The sequence below is a fragment of the Arthrobacter alkaliphilus genome (genome assembly GCF_021483235.1).
GTDB classification, from domain to species: domain Bacteria; phylum Actinomycetota; class Actinomycetes; order Actinomycetales; family Micrococcaceae; genus Arthrobacter; species Arthrobacter alkaliphilus.
In genome coordinates this window covers 108,852-126,477 of the sequence record NZ_JAKEEC010000003.1, presented here as the reverse complement: position 1 = coordinate 126,477, position 17,626 = coordinate 108,852, and the positions used below count along the sequence as shown (strand labels likewise).

Annotated in this window: 18 protein-coding genes; 12 read left to right on the top strand and 6 right to left on the bottom strand. The window is 64.6% G+C overall.

All coding sequences use genetic code 11. The features are described from left to right. Positions 1–16: 16 nt before the first annotated feature. Positions 17–520, bottom strand: coding sequence for an Lrp/AsnC family transcriptional regulator (locus L0B83_RS04020; RefSeq protein WP_059387454.1), 504 nt, complete (start codon positions 518–520; stop codon positions 17–19). A gap of 131 nt (positions 521–651) precedes the next feature. Here L0B83_RS04020 and L0B83_RS04015 point away from each other — a divergent pair, with 131 nt between their 5' ends. Next, positions 652–1,815, top strand: coding sequence for a trans-sulfuration enzyme family protein (locus L0B83_RS04015; protein ID WP_234757124.1), 1,164 nt, complete (start codon positions 652–654; stop codon positions 1,813–1,815). Here the strand turns inward: L0B83_RS04015 and L0B83_RS04010 are convergent. Then, positions 1,775–3,091, bottom strand: a complete 1,317-nt coding sequence (locus L0B83_RS04010) for an MFS transporter (RefSeq protein WP_234757123.1) — start codon at positions 3,089–3,091, stop codon at positions 1,775–1,777. The genes L0B83_RS04015 and L0B83_RS04010 overlap by 41 nt on opposite strands. A 104-nt stretch (positions 3,092–3,195) precedes the next feature. Between L0B83_RS04010 and L0B83_RS04005 the strand changes: the two genes are divergently transcribed. Both L0B83_RS04005 and L0B83_RS04000 read left to right on the top strand, forming a co-directional pair. Then, a complete protein-coding gene (locus L0B83_RS04005) occupies positions 3,196–4,170 on the top strand; it encodes a LysR family transcriptional regulator (RefSeq protein ID WP_234757214.1) in 975 nt (324 codons plus the stop codon). Positions 4,171–4,239: 69 nt separating this feature from the next. Then, the gene (locus L0B83_RS04000; RefSeq protein ID WP_234757213.1) at positions 4,240–5,118 is read left to right on the top strand and encodes an N-acetylglucosamine kinase; all 879 of its coding nucleotides are present in this window, start codon (positions 4,240–4,242) and stop codon (positions 5,116–5,118) included. Here L0B83_RS04000 and L0B83_RS03995 read toward each other — a convergent pair. Continuing rightward, the gene (locus L0B83_RS03995; protein ID WP_234757122.1) at positions 5,115–6,149 is read right to left on the bottom strand and encodes a pirin family protein; all 1,035 of its coding nucleotides are present in this window, start codon (positions 6,147–6,149) and stop codon (positions 5,115–5,117) included. The two genes, L0B83_RS04000 and L0B83_RS03995, sit on opposite strands and share 4 nt — an antisense overlap. A gap of 57 nt (positions 6,150–6,206) precedes the next feature. Here L0B83_RS03995 and L0B83_RS03990 point away from each other — a divergent pair, with 57 nt between their 5' ends. The 7 genes from L0B83_RS03990 (at position 6,207) to L0B83_RS03960 (ending at position 12,526) form a co-directional block, all read left to right on the top strand. Then, the gene (locus tag L0B83_RS03990; protein WP_234757121.1) at positions 6,207–6,665 is read left to right on the top strand and encodes an NUDIX hydrolase; all 459 of its coding nucleotides are present in this window, start codon (positions 6,207–6,209) and stop codon (positions 6,663–6,665) included. Between the two features lie 137 nt (positions 6,666–6,802). Next, positions 6,803–7,888 (top strand): ABC transporter ATP-binding protein, encoded by a 1,086-nt coding sequence (locus tag L0B83_RS03985; protein WP_308193950.1) that lies wholly within the window; start codon positions 6,803–6,805, stop codon positions 7,886–7,888. Next, positions 7,888–8,598 carry an ABC transporter permease gene (locus L0B83_RS03980; protein ID WP_234757120.1) on the top strand — a complete coding sequence of 237 codons (711 nt, stop codon included), beginning with the start codon at positions 7,888–7,890 and terminating at the stop codon, positions 8,596–8,598. Before L0B83_RS03985 ends, L0B83_RS03980 begins: the two co-directional genes overlap by 1 nt. Next, positions 8,595–9,341 (top strand): ABC transporter permease, encoded by a 747-nt coding sequence (locus tag L0B83_RS03975; protein WP_234757119.1) that lies wholly within the window; start codon positions 8,595–8,597, stop codon positions 9,339–9,341. Before L0B83_RS03980 ends, L0B83_RS03975 begins: the two co-directional genes overlap by 4 nt. Then, a complete protein-coding gene (locus tag L0B83_RS03970; RefSeq protein WP_234757118.1) occupies positions 9,338–10,282 on the top strand; it encodes an ABC transporter substrate-binding protein in 945 nt (314 codons plus the stop codon). Before L0B83_RS03975 ends, L0B83_RS03970 begins: the two co-directional genes overlap by 4 nt. Before the next feature lie 118 nt (positions 10,283–10,400). Next, entirely contained in the window at positions 10,401–11,621 is a 1,221-nt protein-coding gene (locus L0B83_RS03965) for a pyridoxal phosphate-dependent aminotransferase (protein WP_234757117.1), read from the top strand. Positions 11,622–11,671: 50 nt separating this feature from the next. Beyond that, on the top strand, positions 11,672–12,526 hold the full coding sequence (locus tag L0B83_RS03960) for a polyphosphate kinase 2 family protein (RefSeq protein WP_234757116.1): 855 nt from the start codon (positions 11,672–11,674) through the stop codon (positions 12,524–12,526). Here the strand turns inward: L0B83_RS03960 and L0B83_RS03955 are convergent. Then, positions 12,523–12,780 (bottom strand): exodeoxyribonuclease VII small subunit, encoded by a 258-nt coding sequence (locus tag L0B83_RS03955; protein WP_234757115.1) that lies wholly within the window; start codon positions 12,778–12,780, stop codon positions 12,523–12,525. The genes L0B83_RS03960 and L0B83_RS03955 overlap by 4 nt on opposite strands. 4 nt (positions 12,781–12,784) lie before the next feature. Next, positions 12,785–14,170 carry an exodeoxyribonuclease VII large subunit gene (gene xseA, locus L0B83_RS03950; protein WP_234757114.1) on the bottom strand — a complete coding sequence of 462 codons (1,386 nt, stop codon included), beginning with the start codon at positions 14,168–14,170 and terminating at the stop codon, positions 12,785–12,787. Between the two features lie 115 nt (positions 14,171–14,285). Here xseA and L0B83_RS03945 point away from each other — a divergent pair, with 115 nt between their 5' ends. Beyond that, positions 14,286–15,200: a hypothetical protein gene (locus L0B83_RS03945; protein WP_234757113.1), complete on the top strand. Its 915-nt coding sequence runs from the start codon at positions 14,286–14,288 to the stop codon at positions 15,198–15,200. A 22-nt stretch (positions 15,201–15,222) separates the two neighbouring features. After that, entirely contained in the window at positions 15,223–16,308 is a 1,086-nt protein-coding gene (locus L0B83_RS03940) for a 4-hydroxy-3-methylbut-2-enyl diphosphate reductase (RefSeq protein ID WP_234757112.1), read from the top strand. Between the two features lie 54 nt (positions 16,309–16,362). On the opposite strand, the gene L0B83_RS03935 is transcribed toward L0B83_RS03940, so the two are convergent. Next, on the bottom strand, positions 16,363–17,577 hold the full coding sequence (locus L0B83_RS03935) for a DNA recombination protein RmuC (protein ID WP_234757111.1): 1,215 nt from the start codon (positions 17,575–17,577) through the stop codon (positions 16,363–16,365). Positions 17,578–17,626 lie beyond the last annotated feature (49 nt).

The window sequence follows — 17,626 nt, the reverse complement described above, 5'->3', positions numbered from 1 at the left end:
GCCCCGGGGCGGGCGGTTATTCCGGCAGAGGTCCGTGGTTGCCCTGGATATGGGCGAAGACCAAAGTGGTCTCGGTGTGGCCCACCACAGGGTCTGTGGCGAGGTTGTCCAGGACCCAGTCGCGCAGGTCGTCGGTGTTGGCCACTGCGATGTGCAGGAGGTAGTCCACGGAGCCCGAGGTGTGGAACGTGGAGATTACCGCAGGGAGCGCGGGAACCCGGGCCGTGAAGCGGTCGATTTGGTCGCGGTCATGGGCGCGAAGCCGCACGGCGATCAAGGCCTGGACCGATCGGCCGATGGCCGGGAGGCTGAGCACAGCTTCGAATCCCTCGATAATGCCGCGTTCGGAGAGCGACCTCGTGCGCATGAGCGCCGTCGACGGCGCAATGCCGACGAGTTCGGCCAACTGCTTGTTGGAGATCCGGGCGTCGTCAACCAAAGCCGCGAGGATGCGTTCATCGATTGCGTCCAAGGGCTCGCTGGTGCCGACGGGCCGAACGTTCTTCGGGGTGATGGTCACGGATCCTCCTCAAAGTGCTTTCTATTCATCATAGGTGCCGGTTTCCGCTCAATCCATTCATTTGCACTGTCGATCTCCGAATTATTGCCAGATACTGACCGAATTCAACGGTGAATAATTCAAGGAGAGCAGTGACAGCCATCGATACACTCGCAGTGCACGCAGGCCGGACAGGACTCACGGAGCAGGGCGTGCATGCCGTTCCCATCGACCTTTCAACCACTGCGCCCCTTCCTTCTGTCCACGACGGCGGCCTCGCCTACGAGCAGATGGCCACCGGCGGCGCGCCGCTGGACGGTCAGAGCACCGTGTACCAGCGTCTCTGGAATCCTACGGTCGCCAGGTTCGAAGACGGCGTAGCGGCGCTCGAGGGTGCTGCACAGTCGGTTGGTTTTGCTTCCGGCATGGCCGCCTTCAGCGCCGTGCTGCTCGCTGCCCAATCAGAAGGCAAGACGCACGTGGTTGCGGTGCGGCCGCTCTACGGCGGCACGGACCACGTCCTGGCCAGCGGCCTGCTTGGCAGCCAGGTCACCTTCGTCAAGGCCGACGGCGTGCGGGGTGCCCTCCGTCAGGACACCGGCCTGGTGGTGGTGGAAACGCCGGCAAACCCGAGCCTGGATCTTGTGGACCTCAACCGCTTGGTGGCCGACGCCGGAAGCGTTCCTGTTCTCGTGGACAACACCTTCGCGACGCCGATCCTCCAGCAACCCCTCAAGCATGGCGTTGCGATGGTGCTCCACAGTGCCACGAAATTCCTGGGCGGCCACGGCGATGCCATGGGCGGGGTGGTAGCAACAACTGCGGAGTGGGCCGCGCGGCTGCGCCGGGTGCGGGCCGTGACCGGCGGGATCCTGACGCCGTGGCCCGCCTACCTGTTGCACCGCGGCCTCGCGACCCTCCCCATCCGGGTACGGTCCCAGCAGGACCACGGCCACAAGATCGCGGCCGCGCTTGCGAGCCACGAACTTGTCGCCAAGGTGTACTACCCGGGACTTCCCGAGTGCGACCCGCAGCACTTGGTGGGTACGCAGATGAGCGGTCCTGGCTCGTTGATCTCCTTCGATCTCGAATCGGCCGAACATGCGGAGCGCATTCCCGGCGCTGTCCGCCTCATCACGCACGCAGTGTCCCTGGGCGGCATCGACACGCTGATCCAGCATCCCGCCGGACTGACCCACCGTCCCGTGGCCCCGGAGGCCAAGCCCCACGCGCGCATGCTCAGGCTTTCGATCGGCTTGGAAGATCCGGCCGACATCATCGACGATCTTGTCCAGGCAATCCAGTCCACCCGGTAGCCGCTACCGCCCGCACCTTCACGCGGAGGAGCCGACGACGGCGGCCCGGCGCGCCGGGGATCCGGTGCACGACGGCGGTGATCACCGCCGTCGTGCACCCCAGCGCGATGACCGTCCAGGCGAGCGCGGTCCACCCGAAAGCCTGGAAAACGAGTCCGCCGGCCCAGCCGATAATGCTGGAACCCAGGTAGTAGGAGAGGTTGTACAGGGACGCCGCTTGCGCGCGACCGTTCGTCGCGATGGTCCCGGTCCAGCCGGATCCGATGCTGTGCGCGGCGAAAAACCCGCCGGTGAAGACCACCAAGCCGGCCAAGACCGCGGCGATGTTGTCCCACAGCGTGAGTCCAAGTCCGGCCGTCATGGTTGCTATCCCTGCGAGCAAGACCGTGCGCCGGCCGAAGCACATGGACAATCCGGCTCCCCAGCGGGAGCTCAGGGTTCCGGACAGATAGGCAAGGAAAATCAGGCTGACCAGGGTGGCGGGCATTCCAAAAGGCGCGGCATGCAGGCGGAATCCGAGGTAGTTGTAGACGGCGACGAAGCCGCCCATCAACAGGAAGGCTTGGATATAGAGGGCCAGCAACCGTGGATTGGTGGAATGGCCCGCCAGCGTCTTCATGGCCCCGCGGAAGCCGCCAGCCGAACTCGGGCTGAAGCGGCGCGGCTTCGGGACCAGCACCAGGAACAATGCGGCCGATGCAGTCGCAAGGACGGAGACGGCGAAGGCTGCGGCCCGCCAACCCCACAGCTCACCGACGGGTCCCGCGAGCAAGCGGCCGGCAAGGCCGCCAAGGGTGGTTCCGGCCACATAGCTTCCAGCGGCCAGCGCGGCGTGCACTTTGTTGACCTCTTCGTTCAAGTACGCGATGGCGATCGCGGGGATGCCGCCGAGGGCCATGCCCTCCAGCGCCCTCAAGGCGAGGACAAACGAAAAGGTGGGGGCCAGGGGAACCAGCAGGCCCAGGACCGTGGCCGCCGCGATTCCGATGGCCATGGCACGCACGCGGCCGATCTTGTCCGCGACGAATGACCAGGGCAAGACCGTCGCGGCGAGGCCCACCGTGGCCAAGGAAATAGTGAGCGCTGCCTCGGCAGCCGTGATGTGCAGTTCATTCGCCATGAGCGGCAAAACGGCCTGGGTGGAGTACAGCTGCGCGAAGGTGGCCACACCGGCGAGCGCGAGGCCAGCGAGGATCCGCCGGTACGCGGGGGAGCCCTTCAGGTGGCCTTCCCACTGGGACTCTGCAGGATTTGTGGTTAACGCGCTTGTACTCACCTGTCCACACTAGGGCGGGAATGAGTGATGACTCCAATGCATGATTTGCCTAATATTGATAGCGGCAGTGGATGGTTTTGAAGCAGTTGATCCGGAGGCAGGGCATGGACATCGAACACAAACAACTGGTCCAGCTGCTGCCGTTGCTCCCGCTGCTGGCTGAGCTTGGCCGGACAGAGCACGTCACCGAGACAGCCGAGGTGCTCGGGGTTCCCCAATCGACGGTGAGCCGCGCGCTCGCCCGGGCAAGCGCCGTCGTCGGGACCGAACTCCTTATCCGTGAAGGCCGCGGAGTCCGCCTGACCCAGGCCGCCAAGACGCTGCTTCCGTATATCCAAGCGGCGCTCGCCGAGTTCCAGGCGGGACTGGACGTGGTCCGGCACGAATCCGATGTTGTCCGGGGCAGAATCGCGGTGACCTTCCAACACACTTTCGGCGAGGCCACCTTGCCGCTGCTCATGAGCGCATTCCGGAACCGGCACCCCTTCACCGCTTTCGAGCTCAGCCAAGGAGCCCGTGCCGCCTGCCTTGAATCGCTCATCGCCGGCGACGCCGACTTCGCCTTGACGGCGCCCGTGGCGGCTCCCGCCAGGAACCTTGGCTCGGCGTCGCTTTACCGCGAGCCGTTGCGGCTGGTGATCCATCACCGCCATCCGTTGGCCCGCCGCGTGAGCGTGCGGCTCGCCGAGATCAAGGATGAACCGTTTGTTTCCATGGGCCCCGGGTTTGGCTTGCGCTCGTTGAGTGACGCGATCTTCCGTGACGCGGGCTTTCGCCCGAGGATCGCTTTCGAGAGCCAGGACTCCCACACCGTCCGCGGACTCGTCTCCGCTGGACTGGGCTACAGCATCTTGCCGCCGGGCGGATTAGGGCCGGGACCTCAAGGGGTCCTGGATTCCACGGATCTGGGGTGGGTGGAGGTACCGCTCGATTCCGGGCTCGCCTACCGGGAGATTGGGATTGCCTGGCGTGAACGCCGCAACGAGCCGGACCCGGTCAGGCTATTCCGGGAACTGGTGTTATCCGAAGGGCCGGGTCTGCTCGCGGGCCTTGTCAAGGCCCGGTCCGGAAGCCAATAGAAGCACCCGCTACGCCGCGCTAGGCTTTTGGACGTGGAGACTGCAGAGAACGCGACCCCCCGGCCCGACATGACGGTCATCGGGCTCGATATCGGCGGCACCAAGACCCGCGGTGTCCGTTTCGAGGACGGCAAGGCGGTCCGCGACGAAAGCACCGGCAGCTCCAACGTCCAGAACGTGAGCCGTGAGACGGCGGCCAAGAACCTCGCCGACCTCTTTGCCATGATCGGCGGGGGTCGCGTGGACCGCGTCCTCGCCGGTGCAGGCGGCATCGATACCGACGCCGACGCCCGCGCCCTCGCGGAGTTGATCGAACCCCATGTTCCGGGCGCACAGGTAACGGTGGTCCACGACTCCCGCCTGCTATTGGCCGCGGGTGGGGCCAGTACGGGAGTGGCCGTCATAGCCGGGACCGGATCCGCTGCCTGGGGCAAGAACGCGGAAGGAGAAGAAGCCCGCGCCGGCGGCTGGGGCTTCCTCCTGGGCGATGAGGGCAGCGGTTACTGGCTGGGCAGGGAGGCCGTACGCCACAGCCTCCGCCGGATGAATAAAGGACTGGAACCGGATGGGCTCACCGCGGCCCTCCTGGAATCCTGCGGATTGGACGATCCCAATAAGCTCATCGCGCTGTTCCATTCGAAGGACACCGACCGGCGTTACTGGGCCCAGCGTGCAAGCTCCGTGGTTGAGACCGCGCGCGAAGGGCTCGGGATCAGCCGCCAATTGCTGGACCAGGCAGGCCGGGATCTCGCGGAACTGGCAGCGCAGGCCGTTCGCCAGCTGGGCCTGCCCGGACCGGTGATCCTCGGCGGCGGGCTCGGCATGAACGTGGAACCGTTGCAGTCCGCTTTCCGGGCGGGACTGGCCGCGCACGGGATCACCGACGTCCGCGTCCTGGACCAGGAACCGGTTTTCGGCGTGCCCCGGATTGTCGCAGAGCTGCCCTAGCGATGCCGGGATCGCGGCTTCAGCTGGACTCCCGGCATCGGCGGTGCGGGGATGCGCCCGGCTTCGGCTCCGGCGTCGGGCCCGTGGCCGTGGACCACGCCGAATCGCGCATTCCGGGCCTCCTCGTCGCCCAAGAGCGCCTGGGCTTCCCAATCTTCGCGCGCCTGCTCCACTTCCTCGTGCGTCCTGGCCACGAAGTTCCACCACATCAGGATGTCCTCTTCGAAGGGTTCGCCGCCCAGAAGCATGAAGCGGGTTCCCGGGGCTGTATCGAGGTGGAGCGATTCGCGGTCCATGCCGAGGAAGGCCAACGGGCCGGGATCGACTTGCTGGCCGTCAATCACCGCGGAACCGTCCAGGACCAGGACAGCATGCTCGAAATCGGGATTCAGCGGCAACTCGACGGCGCCCGAGGCTGAGACTTCGACGCCGACAATCGGGCTGTACATGACGGCGGGGGAGCGCTGACCGGCGAACTCTCCGACGAGCACAATGGCCCTGAAACTGTCCGTCGCGACCACCGGCAACTCGACGATCTGCTGGAACGACGGCGCGCGGTGCCGCGCGTCGTCGGGCAACGCCACCCACAACTGCAGGCCCCGGGACAGCGGCAGAAGGGTGCCGCCGTCGGGTGCGTCCGGCTGAATTCCCGCTGGGAGGACCCCGAACTCGGAATGCGAGATGCCTCGGCCGGCCGTCATGATGTTCAACTGCCCGGGACGGACCACCACGTCGCTCCCGACGCTGTCGCGGTGCCGCACCTCACCCTCGAGGGGCCACGTGACCGTCTGCAGTCCGATGTGCGGGTGCGGGAGAACGCTCATCGCGATGCGATCGGGGCCGAAGCTGTCCAGGAAGCACCAGGCCCCGACGGTTGGCATGCCGCGCTGGGGGAGCATGCGGGAGACATTCATGGCCCGGACGCCGCCAAGAGGAACTTCGCGGGCCGGCCAGAGCTGCACAAAGGCTCCTTGGCCGGGATGTCCGGCCGGGCAGACCTCCTGTGAGGGGGCCGTTTCCAAGTTGGTCACGATACAACTCCATGTGCTGGGACAGTGTTCCTTTCAGCTTAGGCCTAGGCTGGCTCCATGAGCATCCAGTTCGACACCCGCCCGGCCGCTTACGGAGTGGTCATCCGCGACGGAGCGATCCTTCTGGCCTATTGGAAGCAAGACGATAAGGAAGGCTGGACCCTCCCCGGGGGCGGACTGGATTTCGGGGAGCATCCCGTGGACGGCTGCCGGCGCGAGATCCAGGAGGAAACAGGGTATGACGCCGATATCGGCGTGATGCTCGGCGTCGACGTCGGCCACTGGCCGGGAGAACTGCGGCCGGACGGATCAGTCCGTGATTTCCAGGCAATCCGGCTGGTCTACGAGGCAAGCATCACGGGCGGCGAATTGACCCACGAGATTGACGGAAGCACCACCCACGCCGCGTGGGTGCCGCTGGGCAGGGTTGACGGACTGCAGCGGGTGTCCCTGGTGGACATCGGCCTGCGCCTGCATACTGAACGTCCCCTCAACGGAAAGCTGCTGACACCCTGAGCATTGCCGATTCATTACGGTCGCCGTGCCTGCGCTGACATCGCCGGTGGTGCTGGTTAGGCTGTAGAACATCAGTTCACTGTTGAATGAGTACCATCGTTGATATTTGCGGCCCAACAAGTTAGGTAAGCCCCGGAATGGCTGAAGCCATGATTGAGTTCCAGAGCGTCACCAAGCAGTACCAAGGCGGGCAACCCGCTGTCGATGGATTGAGCATGTCCATCGACAAGGGCTCCATCACCGTGTTCGTTGGGCCCTCCGGCTGCGGAAAGACCACGTCCCTGCGCATGATCAACCGGATGGTAGAGCCCACCTCGGGCACCATCACCGTGGCCGGCAAGGATGTCTCGAACGAGCCGGCCGCGCAGCTGCGCCGTTCCATGGGTTACGTCATGCAGTCCTCGGGCCTCATGCCGCACCGCTCGGTGCTGGACAACATTGCCACCGTTCCGCGGCTCAACGGTGTTTCCAGGGCGGCCGCCCGCAAGCGCGCGGAGGAGCTGCTCGACGTCGTCGGGCTTGCTTCGACGCTCGGCAAGCGTTACCCATCCCAATTGTCCGGCGGCCAGCAGCAGCGCGTCGGCGTAGCCCGTGCCCTCGCAGCGGACCCGCCCGTGCTCCTCATGGATGAACCATTCAGCGCCGTCGACCCGGTGGTCCGCGATGAGCTCCAGCAGGAGCTCCTCCGGCTCCAGCGCGAACTGGCCAAGACGATTGTTTTCGTCACCCACGACATCGATGAGGCCACGGTGCTCGGCGACAAAGTGGCTGTCTTCGCCGTCGGCGGCAAACTCGCGCAATATGCGGCGCCCGAAGAGATCCTCCGGGCACCTGCCAATGACTTCGTGGCCTCGTTCGTGGGCCGTGACAGGGGATTCCGGCATTTGTCGTTCAATGCCGCCGATGCCGTCAGGATCCATCCGGTCAAGACCGTGGAGGCTCCGGAGCTCGCTGCGGGAAACAGCGAATGGGCGGTAGTGGTCGACGCCGGGTCCCGGCCCTTGGGATGGGCCTCGCCGCGCGACGGCGCCGGGCTGATTCCCGGAGGTTCCTTGTTCCGGCGCGGAGACTCGCTTCGCAGGGCGCTGGATGCCGCTTTGTCCTCGCCCGCAGGGATGGGCGTGGTGGTGGACGAACACGGCAGGCTTGTCGGTGTGCTCAAAGCCGATGAAGTCCTGGCGCTGATCGAAGAAACCCGTCATAAGCGGGAGGACGCCACCTGATGGAATGGTTCCTGGCCAACAGCGGTACGGTCTTTCAACGGGCCGGCGAACACCTCGTCCTGGCTTTGATTCCGATGGTGCTCGGCCTGCTCATCTCCGTGCCCTTGGGGCAACTGGCGCGGAGGAACCGTACCCTCAGGACCGTGGTCACCACCGCAAGCTCGCTGCTGTACACCATTCCTTCGTTGGCGCTCTTCATCATCTTGCCGCCCATCCTCGGTACCAGGATCCTGGACCCGCTCAACGTGGTCGTTGCCCTGACGATCTATGCCGTTGCCTTGCTGGTGCGGGCCGCGATGGATGCTTTCGATTCAGTGGACGATGACCTCCGGATGGCGGCCGTGTCCATGGGATTCAAGCCGGCCGCACGTTTCTTGCAGATCGACCTGCCACTGTCCCTGCCGGTGCTCTTCGCAGGCCTGCGCGTGGTGTCCGTCAGCAACATTTCCCTCGTGAGCGTGGCCGCGCTCCTCGGTGTCGGGAACCTGGGAATCCTCTTCACCGACGGCCTGCAGCGGACGTTCGTCACTGAGGTGGTGGTCGGTATAATCGCGATCCTCCTGCTGGCGCTCGTCATGGACACGGTCCTGGTCCTGCTGGAGAAACTGCTGACGCCGTGGACCCGCGCCGGGGCTGCCACCGCAAGGCAGGACAGCCAGGCTGCAAAGTTCATCGCGGATGCCGAAGTCCACGCGGAGGCAGCCCGATGAGCGACATCTTTACTGACACCTTCGCGTGGCTCACGGATCCGGACCACTGGTCAGGAAGCGGCGGAATAGCCACGCGGCTCCTGGAACACCTCGAGTATTCCGGCCTTGTCCTGCTGATCGCCGCCGCGATCGCTGTGCCCGTTGGGCTCTTCATCGGCCACACCGGGCATGGACGGGTTGCCGCCGTCGCGTTCGCCGGCGCCTTGCGGGCCCTCCCGACCCTTGGCCTGCTGGTCCTCTTTGCCCTGTTGGCTGGAAGCGGACTCATGCCTCCGGTCTGGGCCCTCGTCATTTTGACCGTCCCGCCACTCCTGGCGGGAACCTACGCCGGGATTTCCAGCGTCGATCCAACGGTTGTCGACGCGGCCCGGGCCATGGGCATGACGGAACTTCAGGTCCTGTTCCGTGTAGAGCTGCCCAACGGACTTCAGGTGATGTTCGGCGGCATCCGCACGGCTGTCCTTCAAGTCATCGCGACCGTATCCGTGGTGGCATACCTTCCGTTGGGGGGCCTAGGACGCTATCTTTTTGACGGATTGGTGCTTCAGGACTTCCCCCGCATGCTTGGCGGGTCACTGCTCATCGCGGCGTTGGCAATCGCCGTCGACCTCGTTCTGGCCGTGGCGGAGAGAATCTTCCTTCCACACGGACTATCCATCGATTCCCGCGGCGGCCACAAGGCCGCCGGAGATCTAGCAGCCGCCGCACCGGCGGGGGCTGCCGTTCAAGGAGGTACCGCATGAAGCAACCCGTCACCCTGACCCGCCGCGGGCTCGGCGGCCTGGCCGCCGGAGTCGGCATTGCGCTCGCACTTAGCGCATGTGGCGGCAGCCCGTTGTCCAGCCCGTCCACCAACGCCCCTTCCGGGGCCGGCGGCTCCCTCACCGTGGGCTCGGCAGATTTCCCGGAGAGCCAGGTCATCGCCGAGATCTACGCCGGAGCACTGAACGCCGCGGGCGTTACCGCTACGACCAAGCCCAACATCGGCTCGCGCGAAATCTACTTCAAGGCAGTACAGGACGGGTCGATCGACCTCGCCCCGGACTACTCCGGCAACCTGTTGTCCTACCTGGACACCAAGGCAACGGAGGTTTCGGCCGACGACGTCTACAAGGCGCTGCCCGGGAAGCTTCCGCAGGGCCTGGGTGTGCTCGATCCCGCCAAGGCCGAGGACAAGGACGCCATGGTTGTCACCAAGGCCACGGCGGAGAAGTACAAGCTGAAGTCCATCGAAGACCTCGCCAAGAACTGCGGAGACTTCACGATCGCGGCACCGGCAACCTTCGAGACACGGGCCTACGGGCTCCCGGGACTCAAGGCCAACTACAACTGCGTGCTCAAGGGCCTCAAGCCGTTCAGCGACGGCGGCGGGAACCTCACGCTGCAGGCCCTGCTGTCCAACGACGTCCAGGTCGCCGACATCTACACCACCACGCCGTCCATCCCGGACAACTCATTGGTGGTCCTCGATGATCCCAAGAACAACTTCAAGGCCCAGCAGGTCCTCCCGCTGTACAACAAGGCCAAGATGACGGATAAGGCGAAGGATGCCCTCAACAACGTCTCGAAGATCCTCACCACGGACGACCTCATCAGCCTGAACCGCTCAGTCAGCGGCAACCAAAAGCAGAATCCCAAGGACGCTGCGGCCGCATGGCTGAAGGACAAGGGAATCGTGAAGTAGGTCCCCACCGCCAAGGACGACGACGGCGGCGGCGAACCCTTCGGGGGCTTGCCGCCGTCGTCTTTAATGTGAGTGATGTCTCAGCGGAAGTACATCACCCGTATGGCATATTTGATGAATGGCAGAATTCAAGCAGTCCACCAAGCTTCATAATGTCCTTTACGACATCCGTGGACCGATTCTTCAGGCCGCCCAGCAGATGGAGGCAGAGGGTCACCGCATCCTCAAACTGAACATCGGAAACCCGGCACCGTTCGGATTTGAAGCGCCGGACGCCATCTTGGTGGACATGATCCGCCACCTGCCCCATGCCCAGGGATACAGCGATTCGCGCGGAATATTCTCAGCCCGCACCGCCGTCTCGCAGTACTACCAGACCCGCGGCATCCAGAACATCCACGTCGACGACATCTACCTCGGCAACGGCGTCAGCGAGCTCATCACCATGTCGCTCATGGCTTTGCTGGAAGCGGGCGATGAGATTCTCATTCCCACTCCCGATTACCCCCTCTGGACCGCCTCGGTGGCGCTCGCGGGCGGCCGGCCGGTCCACTACCTGTGCGATGAAGAATCAGGTTGGCAGCCGGACCTGGAGGACATGGAATCCAAGATCACGCCCAACACCAAGGGCATCGTGGTCATCAATCCCAACAATCCCACGGGTGCCGTGTACCCGGAGGAGACCCTCAGGAAGATCGTTGCCCTCGCTGAAAAGCATGGCCTTGTAGTGTTCGCCGATGAGATCTACGAGAAAATCCTTTACGACGACGCCGTCCACGTGAACCTTGCCGGGCTCACTGGCGACGATGTCCTTTGCCTGACGTTCAGCGGATTGTCCAAGGCCTACCGGGTGTGTGGCTACCGCGCGGGCTGGATGGCCATCTCCGGCCCCAAGAAAGACGCCGCGGACTACCTGGAAGGAATCAACCTGCTGGCCAACATGCGCCTGTGCGCCAACGTGCCGGCCCAGCACGCGATCCAGACGGCCCTCGGTGGCCACCAAAGCATCAACGATCTCATCCTGCCCGGCGGCAGGCTCCTCGAACAGCGGAACAAAGCCTACGAACTGCTCAACGCGATCCCCGGTGTCAGCACGCAACAGGCCAAAGGTGCCCTCTATCTGTTCCCGAAGCTGGACCCCGAGGTCTATCCCATCCGCGACGACGAGAAATTTGTCCTCGACCTCCTCAAGGAGCAGAAGATTCTCGTCTCGCACGGACGCGCCTTCAACTGGGTGCGTCCTGACCACTTCCGCATGGTGACCCTGCCGAACGTCAAGGATATTGAAGAAGCGATTGGCCGCATGGCGGACTTCCTGGGACGGTACCAAGGCAACTAGCCTGTTGAGCAAGCCGCGACAAATGCGGCCGGACCAAAGGGGACATCGACATGGCCGGCATCAAGGAGTTCACCAAACAGGTATCCGTGATCTTGAAGGCCGGTCCTGGATTCTCGTTGGAGGCCGTCGACCCCGGATCGACGCCGGGCTACAAGGGGAAGAAGCCTGACGGCGTCGCCCTCCTGGAAGCGCAGGACGATCGTTTGGATGTCCTGCAGGAAATGCTCTTTGCCGAGGGTAAATACGGCAGCTCCAAACGGGTGCTCTTGATCCTCCAAGCCATGGACACCGCGGGCAAAGGCGGGATCGTTGAGCACGTCGTCGGATCGATGGATCCGCAAGGGGTCAAGGTTGTTCCGTTCAAGGCACCGACTGATGAGGAGAAGGTGCACGATTTCCTGTGGCGGGTCGAAAGGGCACTGCCCGGGCCCGGAATCGTCGGGGTTTTTGACCGGTCCCACTACGAGGACGTGCTGATCCACCGGGTGCACGGGTGGGCCAATGAAGCTGAACTTGAACGGCGCTACGCCGCGATCAACGAGTTCGAGGCCGGCCTTGCCGAACAAGGAACGGCGATCGTCAAAGTCATGCTCAACATCAGCCGCGATGAACAAAAAGCGCGGCTGCTGGCCCGCTTGGATGATCCATCCAAGCACTGGAAGTACAACCCGGGCGATCTCGAGGAACGTGCCCTGTGGGACTCCTACATGGAGGCCTACCAGCTCGTCTTCGAGAAGACGTCAACCGAGGTGGCACCTTGGTATGTGGTTCCAGCAAACAAGAAATGGTACGCGAGGATCGCTGTCCAGGAGCTTCTGCTCGAGGCCCTCGGGAAGCTGGACCTGAGCTGGCCGAAAGCCGACTACGACGTGTCGGCTGAACGGGCGATGGCCGTCGAATCCTAAGAGGGCGTGGCTTCAGCCTCGCCGTTGTTCCGGGCCGCGGCCAACCTTCTGCGGGCACCCTCCAGCCAGTCTTCGCACCGCTGCGCCAAAGCCTCGCCGCGTTCCCAAAGGGCGAGTGACTCCTCAAGGCTCGCTCCGCCGGCTTCGAGGCGGCCGACAATGGCCATCAGCTGCTCGCGGGCTTCTTCATAACTGAGAGCGTCCAGGTCCTCAGCGGAAGCCTTGCCCACAGGGGATCCGTTTTCTGCTGTCATTTTCTTAGTCCTCATCTTGCTGGTGCTGGCTGGGTTGTCCGGAGGGTGCGGGCGCTCCGGACGATACGGCGCCCAGGCGGCCTTCCGCCAGCCGGAGGGTCAGCTCCGTGCCGCCGGGGGCCTGGACCGGGTTCCGGACGACGTCGTGGCCCAGCCCGTCCGCGCCCGCGAGCTGCACGACGGCGTAGCCGCGGTCCAAGGTTTTTTGGGGAGACAACGCCCTTACCTGGGCCCGAAGGTGGTGCACTTGGTCGAGTGCGCGGATAACTGCGGAGCTGACCGCGGTGTGGGCATGCTTCCGGAGCCGTTCGACGTCGTCCTCCCGTGCGGTGACCATTCCTTCGGGGGACGCCATCACAGGGCGTGACCTTAGCGCGTGGAGTCGGTCCCTCTCGCGGTCCACCAGGCGTCCCACGCCGCGGCGCAGCTGCTCACGGGCCTGGCGTACCCTCGCGAGTTCTTCTGCGACGTCCGGGACAATACGCTTTGCGGCGTCGGTGGGCGTGGATGCGCGAAGGTCGGCGACATCGTCCAGGATGGGATGGTCGGCTTCATGGCCGATTGCGCTGACCACAGGAGTGACCGCTGCGGATACCGCCCGGACGAGGTCTTCATTGCTGAACGGAAGCAGATCCTCCAGGGCGCCGCCACCACGGGCGATCACGATCACGTCCACGTGCGGATCGGCGTCGAGTTCCTTGAGTGCAGCCAGGATCTGGCTGACTGCCGTCACACCTTGGACTGCCACCTCCCGCACGGCGAATTCGACGGCGGGCCAACGAAGCGCCGCGTTGCGCAGGACGTCTTTTTTTGCGTCGGAATCGCGGCCCGTGATGAGCCCGATCCGGTGGGGGAGCAGGGGTAGGCGCTTCTTCTTCGAGTCCGAAAACAGCCCCTCGGCGCCAAGGGCCTGGCGCAATCGTTCGATTCTGGCGAGGAGGTCGCCGAGGCCTACTGGCCGGATGTCCTTGATCGACATGTTGAGCCGGCCGGTCTTGAGCCAGAATTCGGGTTTCACCAAGGCCACAACGCGCGAACCCCGCTCCAACGGCATCTTCTGGCGGTCGAGGACATTGGACCACAGTGAACCGGGCAAGGAGATTTCCGCGTCGGTATCCCGCAACGTGACGAAAGCGCTGCCGCCACGACGGTTGAGCTCGATGACCTGGCCTTCGATCCACGCCGCGGGTGCCCGTTCTATGTGGGCCTTGAGCTTGCGGGACAGCAACTGCAGCGGCCAAGGATGGTCGGGACTGGTCTCTGCTGCCGTGGCGGGCAGGGTTGACTCTGCCTTGGTGGGTTCTCCGTCGCTGGACTCTCCGTTCGGGTCCGGGAATCCTGAAATCGGCAACGCAGGTGGCGCCCCGCCGGGCACGGCGTCATAGGACACGCGGGTAGCCTCCCGTTGGTGGCTGGTGCATGGTTCGGTCCTCGCTGGTACTTTGCTAGGGAGTGCCGGAAGCATTCCTGCAGGCTTCCAACTCTATCCATACCTTGTAGCATGTATGACCGACATTCACCCGTCGTTGCCCCGCCTGGACCGCTGCACTCCAAACTCGAGGAATCCATTGCGCTCGTTCATCTCTGCAATCGCAGTGATCTTTGCCCTTCTGCTCACAGGAATCGCCGTCCCCATGGCGTGGGCGGACGCCAACATCGTCCGTGAAGACGGTTTTGTGGCGCTTACCTCGCCGATCGGAAAGGACCAAGCATTCCAGGCGCGCCTTGCCGCTACCGCCGTCGCAAGCTTGGAATCCAAACTCAACTTGCCGGCGCCGGTGGAACAAGCTGCTTCCTCCTTGCTCAAGGACGCGGCCACGGCGATGACCACGTGGCCGGAATACCCGCAAGCGTGGAATGAAACCCTGCGCCGGAGCCACAAACTGACCTTCGCGGGCAATGCCGGCTCCGGTAACCCGGCAGCGGCAACGTCCTTGGTGCTCGACGTCGGGCCGCTGGTCAAACTGGCCGCTGACCGGCTGCACACCGCAACCGGCCTCCCCATCGCGACGCCGGACTCCGCACTGGTCAACATCGGAGGCCCGGCCCAGCGCCAGCAGGTGGACGCCATCGCCGCGTATGCGCCGATGTGGTGGATTCCCGGCCTGGGCGCCGTCCTGCTGTTCGCCTTGGGCTTGCTTGCCGCGAAGCGCCGGGGCGTGGTTTTCCTCTTTGCCGGACTGGGCCTGGCCGCCGTCGCCGCGCTGTGGCAAGTCGCCGCGACGGTGCTGAAGGGCGCAGGCGATGTTGGCCTCGGCGGAACCGCCACGGGTGGCCTCTTTGCGCGGCAGCTGGTGGCAGCGGCTGCCGACCATTTCGCCGGTTGGATCACTATTGCTTGGATTGCCGCCGGAGTGCTTGTACTGCTTGGCCTGCTCGGCGTGATGTTCGCCCGGAGGGCAGGCCGAGCACGCGGGTGAACGCTGCCGGTAGCATGGAGGGATGACCAGCACAGCAGTTTCCATTCCGATGCCCTCAGTCCCGCGTAGGCGTCGGACGCCGGAAGAGGTGCTTGCCGCCGCTCCGGTCTCCGGCCCCAAGCGGGTATTGCTCGCGGCCCCCCGCGGATATTGCGCAGGCGTCGACCGCGCCGTCATCGCGGTGGAGAAAGCGTTGGAGCACTACGGTCCGCCGGTTTACGTTCGCAAGCAGATCGTGCACAACGTGCATGTGGTGACCTCGCTGGAGGAGAAGGGTGCCATCTTCGTCGAAGAGACGGACGAGGTGCCGGAGGGTGCCCTCGTGATCTTCTCGGCCCATGGTGTCTCCCCGGCCGTGGTCCAATCGGCCGAAGACCGCGGCCTGCGCACCATCGATGCCACCTGCCCGCTCGTCACGAAGGTGCACCGCGAAGCCGTCCGCTTCGCCAAGGAAGACTACGACATCCTCCTCATCGGCCACGACGGTCACGAGGAAGTGGAAGGAACGGCGGGCGAAGCCCCGGACCACATCCAGATCATCAATGGTCCGCACGAAGTGGACAAGGTCACTGTGCGCAACCCGGAGAAGACCATCTGGCTTTCGCAGACCACCCTGAGCGTCGACGAGACCATGGAGACCGTCCGGATGCTCAAGGAGCGGTTCCCCACGTTGCAGGATCCGCCCAGCGACGACATTTGCTACGCCACCACCAACCGCCAGGTGGCCATCAAGAAAGTTGCCCCGCAGGCCGACCTCGTGATCGTGGTGGGATCTGCGAATTCTTCCAACTCCGTCCGGCTCGTCGAAGTGGCGCTTGAGTATGGTGCCAAGGCCTCGTACCGGGTCGATTTCGCGAACGAGGTCGACGAGAGCTGGTTCGAAGGCGTGGCCACCGTTGGGGTGACCTCCGGCGCATCGGTTCCCGAGGTCCTGGTCCAGGACGTTCTGCGCTTGCTTGCCGACTATGGCTACGGTGCGGTTGAAGAGGTGGTGACGGCGGAGGAAGACCTGCTGTTCTCCCTGCCGAAGGAACTGCGCGCTACCCTCAAGGAAGCCGGAGACGTTTCCCGCGCCTTGGGTGGACGCGGGAACCGGCCAAGCTCATAGTCGGGACAGGGCCAGGCGCATGATGCCCGGTCCGGACCCCGTTAACAGGCCGTCCTAGGCGGCGGATTCGTCTTCGATCAGTTCGGGTGCGGCAAGGGTCCGCGGTACGGATTCCACGGCCGGCGGTGCCACCAGGCCGTCGGTGTCCATGGAGTTGAGCTTCCGCGCCGTCGGCAAGACGCGTGCTTCGAGCGTTCCAACCAGGGCGTTGTAGCGATCCACCGAGGTCTTCAGCGACGAACCCAGCTTGCCCACGTTGTCACCGAGGGTTCCCATGCGTTCGTAGAGCTGCCGCGCAAGCTCGAAGAGCTCCCGGGCGCTGTCCGTCAGGACGTCCTGGCGCCAGGTGAAGGCGACCGACTTAAGAACCGCCAACAAGGTGCCCGGCGACGCGAGCACTACGTTCCGGGACAGCGCGTGATCCAAGAGTGCGGGGTCTGCTTCGAGGGCGGCCGCCAGGATGGACTCTGCGGGCAGGAAGCAGATCACCAGCTCGGGCGAGTTGCCGGGGATGTCCCAGTACTTCTTGGACCCCAAGGCATCCACGTGGGACTTGAGTGCCTTTGCATGTGCGAGCAGCAAGGCATCCGCACCGTCACCCGCGGGATGTACGCCGTTGAGCCGCTGGCTGGAACTACCCTGTTCCTGGGCGGCGAGGTATGACGCCAGCGGAACCTTGGCGTCCACCACCAACTGCTTTCCACCAGGCAACTGGACCACAAGGTCCGGCCGGACGGCGTTGTCCGCGGAGGCGGAGTGCACCTGCTCGTTGAAATCGACGTGACGCAGCATGCCTGCGGCCTCCACAACGCGGCGCAGTTGGACCTCACCCCACTGACCCCTGGCGCTGTTGGACCGAAGGGCGGAGGCCAGGGCATGCGTGGACCGCAGGAGCTGTTCGTCGGACAACCGGGCCTCCTGGAGCTGCTGGGCAAGCTGGCCGTACTGCTCCAAACGATCCCGTTCCAGAAGCGAGACCTGTTGCTGCACCGCCGTCAGCTTCTCGGCAACAGGTGCGAGTGCCCGCAGCACACTTCCATCGTGGTTCCTGGACTCGTTGAGCTCACGGTTCTGTGACAACAGAAGCCGCCGTTCGGCGTCGGCGGCGGCAAACTGGGCGTTCACCGCGGCAAGCCGGGCCGAGACGCCGTCGAAATCTTCTTCAAGCGCGGCAGTGCGGCGCCTGGACAGGAGGAACCCGGCCAGCACCCCGGCGGCCGCCCCCAGAAGAAGCATGAACAAAGCGAGCAGTACTGCAAAACCATCCATGCCTCCAACCTTGGCATAGGGGCCGGACAATATAGCGGAGCCGGATCAC